The sequence below is a fragment of the Zarconia navalis LEGE 11467 genome, assembly GCF_015207075.1.
Classification (GTDB): Bacteria; Cyanobacteriota; Cyanobacteriia; order Cyanobacteriales; family Geitlerinemataceae; genus Zarconia; species Zarconia navalis.
This window is the reverse complement of record NZ_JADEXN010000216.1, coordinates 1-8129: the sequence shown is the minus strand read 5'-3', so window position 1 is coordinate 8129 and position 8129 is coordinate 1. Positions and strand designations below refer to the sequence as shown.

The following is an 8129-nucleotide window of genomic DNA, read 5'->3' as shown; positions in this document are numbered from 1 at the left end:
TATTGGTGATTGACGATCTCGATCCGGTGATGCGATCGATGATGAAACTCGCCGGAGGCAGCGGTAAATACGGACATGAAATAAGCTTAGAAGAGTTCGTTAAACAATCGAATCGCTATCAAGAATTAGACCTCGATAGTCTCAATCAAATATATAAATTATTGCTCTACAACGGCGCTCAAGGCTCGATACTCTCCCACCCATTTCCTGTCGATCGCATCTCGTATCTGCAACAGTGGTGGCAGTCGGCAGAATACCGGCAAATTCGTACCGGGAACTATCAACGCGAAGGCGATGGGGGTAGCGTGGAAGTGAGCGCGGCCCAAGCCGAACAAGCGGAATCTTTACGACGGCAAATTGACCAACTGCAACAAGAAATCGATCGCGCAAAGCAGCGGAAATCGTCGAGTTGAAAGCTGTTGTCGTGCGAGCGAATCATGACTCAGCAATTCGATCTAATTTTTTGGGTCGAGTAGATTTTCGTGATGCTTTAGAGACAACAGATACGATCGAGAATGTCGATCTTCAAGATTCTGGTAAAAAAAGCGATATTTTTAGAAGTTTATTCTTGATAATGGAATCATGAAATTATAATTTTTTTTAATCGATTAAAACGAAAGTGTCTAAATCAAAAGCCTTACAAAGGTTCGATCGAGTCTGTCAGCCCCTTAACGAATGATTGAAAGATCGAGATTACCGAGTCGAAAATCGGTTGACGGTAGCAGATGTTGTGACGGGAGGAGTATTGCTGTGGGTCTTAAAATTGGGCATGATGAAAGAACCCAGCCTCGCTAAAAATAATATAACTCGGTTAATGGAGCGGACTGCTTTCGATTGAGCTGATGAGAATGAGAACTCAATCGTGGAGTAGAGGGGCAGACACTCTCAAGAGCGACTCCCCTTCTGCTTGCGAGCCAATGGAGATCGCTGCGTTAGAATCTGTTTGAGAACGCGAGAGAGCTTTTCGGAGTCCTCCAAGTCAACCGCTTGCAGAAGACCCGACTCTACTAATGCCGGGGCGCGATCGTCTGCGATCTTCCCATTTAATGCAGCAGCCAAAATATCCGCCGTCCGTCCGCTGCCAGCGACAATCACCACCGGTTGTTTGACTGCCACGCTTTCGGCAACATCCACCCAGGTAATTTGTCCCCCATTAATTAACACGGTGACTGCGCCAGAACTACCGGAGAGGATACTCGATATCGCTGCCATCCAGGGAGATTCATCCCCCCAGTGGGAACCCGGAATCAGACGAAAGTGGGTGTGATGGGGTTCTAGGGGACAGGCATCTTTTGCCGGAGGAGCCTGGTTCGGTAAGGTTGCCAAACCCACGGAGGTAACGCCGATGAGGGGAAAGGTTGCTCCAATTTGCTGGCGGGCCCGTCCCATCATTTGCATCACCCCTGCATCAGTTCCGCCATCGACGACACAGGCATTGAGAGACTCAGCCAGAGGAGCCAGAACGTCGAGAAAGAGCGATAGCAACCGCTCCCGAGCCTCATCGCTCAGGAGACTGGCTCCCCCCACCACCACCAGAACCGGACGGGGGCTTTTGAGTCCCAAAGATTCTAGGGCGGTATTTAGGTCTGTATTGGCTTGGGGATAGAGGGCGGTTGCTGTGGGGCCAGATTCAAATTCGATCGAAACAGGGTGTTGCATGGAAAACAGGCGGCTCTAGATGGTGAAAATTGCGAGGGTGATGTCAAGACAACACAGAAAGCAAGCGCATCAAAACAACACACGAACAAATGCGTATACTTTTATCCAGTTATATCCAGTTATATCCGGAGATTTGTCTGGCTTAATCAATTCTCAATCTCGGGGCAGAGGATGGAATCGCTTTCTTCGACATTGGAGTTGTAAGTTAGGTAATCCGCCACCCAATCGCAAGCATCTTCCATCAGTCGAGCGAGCCGTAAATCCTCTAAATTCCACAGAATGACAGTTCCATTGCGGGCACCAGAAGCAAGAATCTTACCGTTGGGACTCCATGCCACGCTATACACCCGTCCGCTATCACCCCGCCAAATGTTGCGTGGCTCACCATTGTCAGCATCCCAAAGCCTCACGGTTCCGTCATCGCTAGCTGAAGCGACGATCTTACTATCCGGGCTAAAACTGACGCTCCTCACTCTATTATCGTGCCCTTCTAGGGTGTACAGTTCCGTTCCCTCGCGACTCCAGAGTTTTACCGTTCCATCCATACTCGCGGTGGCAATTCGCCAACCGTTCGGGCTGAAGCTGATGCTATGGACTTCTTGCTGATGCCCTTCAAGGGTGCCAAGTCGCTCGCCGTTCGCACTCCACAGCGTGACTGCGGTTTTGTCCTCGCTGCTGACAGCGATCTTCTGAGAGTCAGGACTCCAGGCAACGCTCAAAACCTGTATGTCACTCCCTCCATCTTCATCCACTTTAAAGTTGCCAAGTCGATCGCCCTCTCGATTCAAGAGTGTTACGCTATTGTCCTGGTTGCCGACGGCGATTTTCTTACCGTTGGGACTGAAACTGACGGTATTGACCCCATCATCGTGGGGAATTTCTCTAAGAAGTTCGCCCTCGCGGCTCCAAAGCCGGATAGTACGACCTTTCCCGGCGGTGGCGAGGGTCTGACCGTCGCGACTGAAGCTGACGCTACTAACCCAACCGGGATGGGGAAGGGTTCGATCTAGGAGCCATTCACCTTCACCCTCGCGACTCCAAATTTTTACAGTTCCATCCTCACTAGCCGTCGCCACGCTCTTGCCATCGGGGCTAAAACTGATGCTTTTGACGGCTTTGCGACCTTCCCCAAGATGCTGAAGTATTTGAGTCTCAATTGGATTCTCGAAAGACCAAAGTTTCACGGTTTTGTCCGTACTGGCTGAAGCAATCGTCAGACCATCGGGACTGAAACTGACGCTATTCACATCCAGCTTATGTCCTTTGAGAGTTCGTTGCCGCACCCCGGTTTTTCGATCCCAGAGTTTGACAGTGCCATCCCGACTTGCAGAGGCAATCGTTTCACTGTCGGGGCTAAACGCAACGCTCTTAACAGCCTTATCATGTCTTTGAATGGTGCGTTGCCGGACACCGGTTTGCGCATCCCAGAGAATCAATTTTCGATCGTCTCCACCCGAAGCAATCGTCTTGCCATCGGGGCTGAAGCGGACTGAATGAATCGGCTGGTCGTGACCCTCCTCGAGAGTCTTGAGTTTTTTGCCCTCCCGACTCCAGAGGGTAATGATGGGAGGGTCGTAAATGGTCGAAGCAATCGTCTGACCGTCGGGACTCCACGCGACGCTACTGACTCCATCTTCATGCTCGAGAGTGTTGAGGAGTTCACCCTGGAGGTTCCAGAGTTTGACCGTTCCATCTTGACTCGAACTGGCAATGATTTGACCGTCGGGACTGAAACTCACGCCGTATATTGTGTCACCGTGTCCGCCAATTGTGCCGAGTGCTTTCCCTTCGCGACTCCAGAGTCGAATCGTGTTGTCCCAGCTCCCACTCACAATTGTCTTGCCGTCTGGGCTAAAACTGATACTGGTGACAGTACCCTCGTGCCCCTCTAGAGTTTGGAGCAACTCACCCTTACAATCCCAGAGTTTAATCGTGTTATCACTACTGGCTGTGGCAATGATTCGATCTTCGAGACGCTCGTCAGGACTAAAACTGACGCTATTGACAGAATCCCGATGTTCGCTCAAGCGATTTTTTTCTTGGAATCCCGATCGATACACGGCGGCTTGCAAGGCATTTAAAACCAGACTGCGAGTCTTCTGGCTGACTTGTGGCTGCTCTTGCAGCTGTTTCCCGGCGCGAAGTGCTTCGAGCGCAGCATCTAACTTGCGATTCTCCTCTAAGAGCGATAGAGAAAATCGACTCACCGAATTCATGTGACCTTCTTGAATGGTTTTTGCTCGCGTCCACAGACTGAAAGCCACCAAACTGCTGCTCGCGGCTGCGACGAATAGCAAACTGACAGCCGCGAGCATTTTCCGTTGTCGTTTAGCGTGTTTTTTCTCTTGGGCCAGTCGTGCTTCTGCTTCCCGTGCTTGTTCTTCGAGTAACTGCGCCCGCTCTTTCTGCAAGCGCAGCATTTCATCTCGTCGCCGCTGTTTCTTTGCCTGGGCCGCAGCGATCGCATTTTGACTGGCTTCGATAAATTCCTTTTGCAGGGTTGTCGCTGTGGGTTTTTTGTATTCTTGCTCTGTTTTTTGCAACCATTTGTTGGCAAAAGCCGACTCGCTGCCGTGCAGCAGCAAGTCATCGCTGCGTCCTCTTTCTTCCCATTCCAGGGCCCGTTGCAACCATTTTGTATGATTGTGTAGGTGTTGGCGATCGGTATCGAGAGTTCGCACCAAGGGGTAGAAGTTGGCGTTAAAATCTCGATCGTGACGGTTGAAATCAATCCACTGCACCTTGGTCAGTTCCGGATGTAAATCTGCAGACTTTACCCGTCGATTCAGCACCGTGACGAAGCGCTTGTTCAACGAGGCGGCATATTCTACTTCTCCGGCACAGTAAGGGGAATGAATCGAGCGCGGCGAGATAATAAACACAAAGTTATCGCAGGCTTTAATCCCCAAATACATCTCTTTCTGAAAATCCGTTCCCGAAGCGATACTTTCCTGGTCGAACCAAGTCATTTTCCCTTGCATTTGCAAGCGATCGTTAATCTGTCGGGCTAAATCCGAATCCGCACGAGAATAGCAAATAAAAACATCTAACGATTCGAGTGGCGGTTGCCGCAAACTTTGAGTAATAAATTCTTCTTGCAGCGGCGTGGGGATATGCTGCGTCCGCGTCTGTGCCACCCGCAACCAAGTTTCGGCACTGCGCAGGTTATACCCCCGCAACAAAATACTGGGGTTTTCGCCTTGTTGCTTCCATTTGATGGCTTTGGTCAGCAGAATCTTATGCTCCTTATAATAAGGCGCATCCCGATCTAAAATCTTCAGCAGTTGGCTTTCATCGAGCCAATAGTCTTCTAGATTTTCGTTATCGGTGAGGTCGAGATACTGTAAGTTTTGCAGAACGCTAGGAATTTTTTTTGATGGGACTTCTCCGACTAAAATTGGGATAATGCGCTTGTGCAACGATAATGCATAATCTAGGTTATGCAGAGCACGATAAGAATCGATCGAGTTTTGAGAGAGCAAATAAATAATATTATCGGCTTGTTCGATTCCCCGACAAAAGCTTTCTTCAAAAGCCTCCCCGGTTTGAATATCCGTATCGTTGTGCCACACGGTAATTCCTTCCCGCCGCAATCCCTTGCAAATGGTCTCCATGATTTCCCGATCCTCATCGGCATAGGAGATAAAGACCTGAGTCATCAAGTTATTGGCATTCTTGATACTTTCGGTAATATATTCGCAATGCAAATCGGCTGGTATACAAGGGGGTTGCTCATCTTTAAAGCGAATTTTTAACCAAGATAATGCCTGTTGTTTTTTTTCTCCGATTAATAGATAGCGATTTTGTTTGTTCCGTTGTTCCCACTCGATCGCTTTTGCGAGTAAGTCTGTGTGTTGTCGGACGTACTCCCGATGATAACTGAGTAAGTCGATTAGTTTCTCGCAAGAATCTTCAAAATCTGCATGATGTTCTTCAAAGGGTAACCAATTGAGCTGACGAATTATCGGATGCATGTTTCGATCGCTCTCATGCAATCCTTTGACTTGATATTCTTCCCACGCTTCATCGGTTCCTTTCGGGTTTCGCTGCTGCCAGGTTTCTCGGCTAATTTGCATGATGTGCAGCAGCGGAATGATACGTTTTTTGAATTGGATTGCTAGCTCAATTTCTTTAAGGCAATAGGGTGAATTTACCGCGTGGGGCGATATAATAAATATAAAGTTATGCGCCCTGCTAATGCCGTCATTAATTTGATTTTGAAAATCGACAGCATAGGGAATATTATCGAAGTCAAACCAAATTTTTAAGCCCTGTTGTTCTAAACGCTCTTTGAGGGCGATCGCAAACTCTTTACTATCTATTCGTCCATAGGAAATAAAAGCATCGAAAAAAGTTGTCATCTTGAGTTCCCAAATGAAGGGTTTGCAGACAAGTTTCGGAGCATCACACTGGTGATTTTTAACTTGTAGTTCTCAAACTTATAATTTCGATAGATGCAACGAATTCAAAATCGAGATTTAGAGCGATATTCAAAATAGCTCGCAATCGTTTGAGAATCAAAAAAAGCCAAAGGTTAGATATCGCCCTCGATCGAGATAACTATCTTTTTGTAAACCTCGATCGAATTTCCGACGGAGATCGAGGGTGTAAATTGGAGTTTAGACACATTTTAAAGACAAATTTAATCACTCGAACCTTCCACTCTCTATCTCGATCGAATTTGAGAGTCTAGAGATGAATTGACGATCTCAAGCCAAAAACACCGGTAACACGAGAGTTACCGGTTTCTCAGTTAACTTTTGTCTAAACGCCAGATGTTAGATATACCAGAGTCAAAAAGCCAGAAAATAACGCCCCAGAAGTAGGGTCGCGCGAGTCCCTACGCTATAGATTTACTATAGATTTGCCACGTAAATTCGCCATTGAGATTCGGCCGGGGATAGCAAATTTTTTAATTCTTAGCTAATAGTATAGACGAGATAACGAGCGATCGGGGTACCCCAACCGGGGAATATAGGGAGAATAAACCCGCCAACCCCGATCTCCTCGATTATTCCTCAAAATCCTGGCAGAGATTGCGATCGCTCTGGGGAGCATGGTATCTGAGATAGTTTGCCACCCGATCGCAAGCACCCCGCGCGAGCAAATCGAGGGTTAAATCGTCCAAATTCCACAGGATTGCAGTTTTGTCGGTACTTCCAGAAACGATGGTTCGACCATCGGGGGTAAAGGCAACGCTATTGACCCCATTTTGATGACCGGAGAGGATTTGGAGCAATTCTCCGTCTCGATTCCACACTTTAATCGCTTTCTCTCCATCCCCAGAAGCGATCGTCTCGCCATCGGGGCTAAAAGCGATGCTGTTGACCCCATTTTGATGACCGGAGAGGGTTTGGAGTAACTCGCCATCGGGGTTCCAGAGTTTGATAGTATTATCAAAACTAGCCGAAGCGATGGTCTCTCCGTCAGGACTAAAGGCAATGTTGAGAACGGGTGCTATATGACCTTGGAGGGTTCGGCGCAATTTTCCATCTCGACTCCAAAGTTTGACGGTACGATCGCCACCCGCCGAAGCGATGGTATCCCCATCGGGACTGAAGGCAACGCTATTGACCCCACGATTGTGGCCTTGAAAAGTTTGGAGTAACTCGCCGTCGGAGTTCGAGAGTTTGAAGGTATTATCCAAACTGGCCGAGGCAATCGTCTGACCATCGGGGCTAAAAACAATGCGGGTGACTAACTGTTCGTGGATATTGAGGGTTTGGAGGAGTTTGCCGTTGCGATTCCAAAGCTTTATGGTATTGTCCCAATTCCCAGAAGCGATCGTCTCTCCGTCGGGGCTAAAGACAAGGCTCGCAATCTCTCCTTCATTTCCATCAATGGTTTGAAGGAGTTCTCCATCCCGATTCCAGAGTTTGATGGTTCTATCCCAACCCCCGGTGGCGATTGTCTCTCCATCGGGGCTAACTGCCACGCTAAGGACGCGAGCGGTATGACCCGAGAGAATTGGGAGTTCGGCCCCATTTCGATTCCAGAATTTAGCCGTTCGATCCCAACTTGCAGAAACCAGGGTCAAATCGTCAGAACTATTTTCAGGATTTTGCTCTGCAAAGGCGACACTATTCACCCAATCTTCATGACCTCGGAGAGTTTGGAAGGGTTCTCCATTTCGAGTCCAAAGTTTGATGGTTTTATCCTTGCTCCCAGAAGCGATGGTTCCGCCATCGGGGCTAAAGGCAACGCTCGCGACCACATTGGAATGACCTTGAAGAGTTTGAAGGAGTTCTCCATCCCGATTCCAGAGTTTGATGGTCTTATCCTCGCTCCCAGAAGCGATCGTCTCGCCATTGGGACTAAAGGCAACGCTTTGGATAGATGCTTCATGACCTTGAAGAGTTTGAAGGAGTTCTCCATCCCGATTCCAGAGTTTGATAGTCTTGTCCTCGCTCCCAGAAGCGATCGTCTCGCCATCGGGGCTAAAGGCAACGCTTTGGATAGATGCTTCATGA

4 protein-coding genes and 1 pseudogene are annotated in these 8129 nt (G+C 48.5%); 2 read left to right on the top strand and 3 right to left on the bottom strand.

All coding sequences use genetic code 11. The features are described from left to right. A pseudogene (locus IQ235_RS12510) lies at window positions 1–413 on the top strand (peptidase M48); the annotation flags it as partial. Window positions 414–679: 266 nt separating this feature from the next. Next, complete coding sequence (locus IQ235_RS12505) at window positions 680–838, top strand: glutathione S-transferase family protein (protein ID WP_264321792.1); 159 nt, start codon at window positions 680–682, stop codon at window positions 836–838. Window positions 839–885: 47 nt separating this feature from the next. Here the strand turns inward: IQ235_RS12505 and IQ235_RS12500 are convergent, their stop codons facing one another. The 3 genes from IQ235_RS12500 to IQ235_RS12490 all read right to left on the bottom strand — a co-directional run. Further along, window positions 886–1659: a TRP family putative cation channel gene (locus IQ235_RS12500; RefSeq protein WP_264321791.1), complete on the bottom strand. Its 774-nt coding sequence runs from the start codon at window positions 1657–1659 to the stop codon at window positions 886–888. 146 nt (window positions 1660–1805) lie between these two features. Beyond that, window positions 1806–6020, bottom strand: a complete 4215-nt coding sequence (locus IQ235_RS12495) for a toll/interleukin-1 receptor domain-containing protein (protein ID WP_264321790.1) — start codon at window positions 6018–6020, stop codon at window positions 1806–1808. 650 nt (window positions 6021–6670) lie between these two features. Then, window positions 6671–8129 (bottom strand): WD40 repeat domain-containing protein (locus IQ235_RS12490; RefSeq protein WP_264321789.1); only part of this gene is annotated, 1459 nt, incomplete at its 5' end.

What these genes read in the sequence shown, in the direction of transcription:
- IQ235_RS12495 (WP_264321790.1), bottom strand. Translation starts at nt 6,020, where the DNA reads ATGACAACTTTTTTCGATGCTTTTATTTCCTATGGACGAATAGATAGT.
- IQ235_RS12500 (WP_264321791.1), bottom strand. Translation starts at nt 1,659, where the DNA reads ATGCAACACCCTGTTTCGATCGAATTTGAATCTGGCCCCACAGCAACC.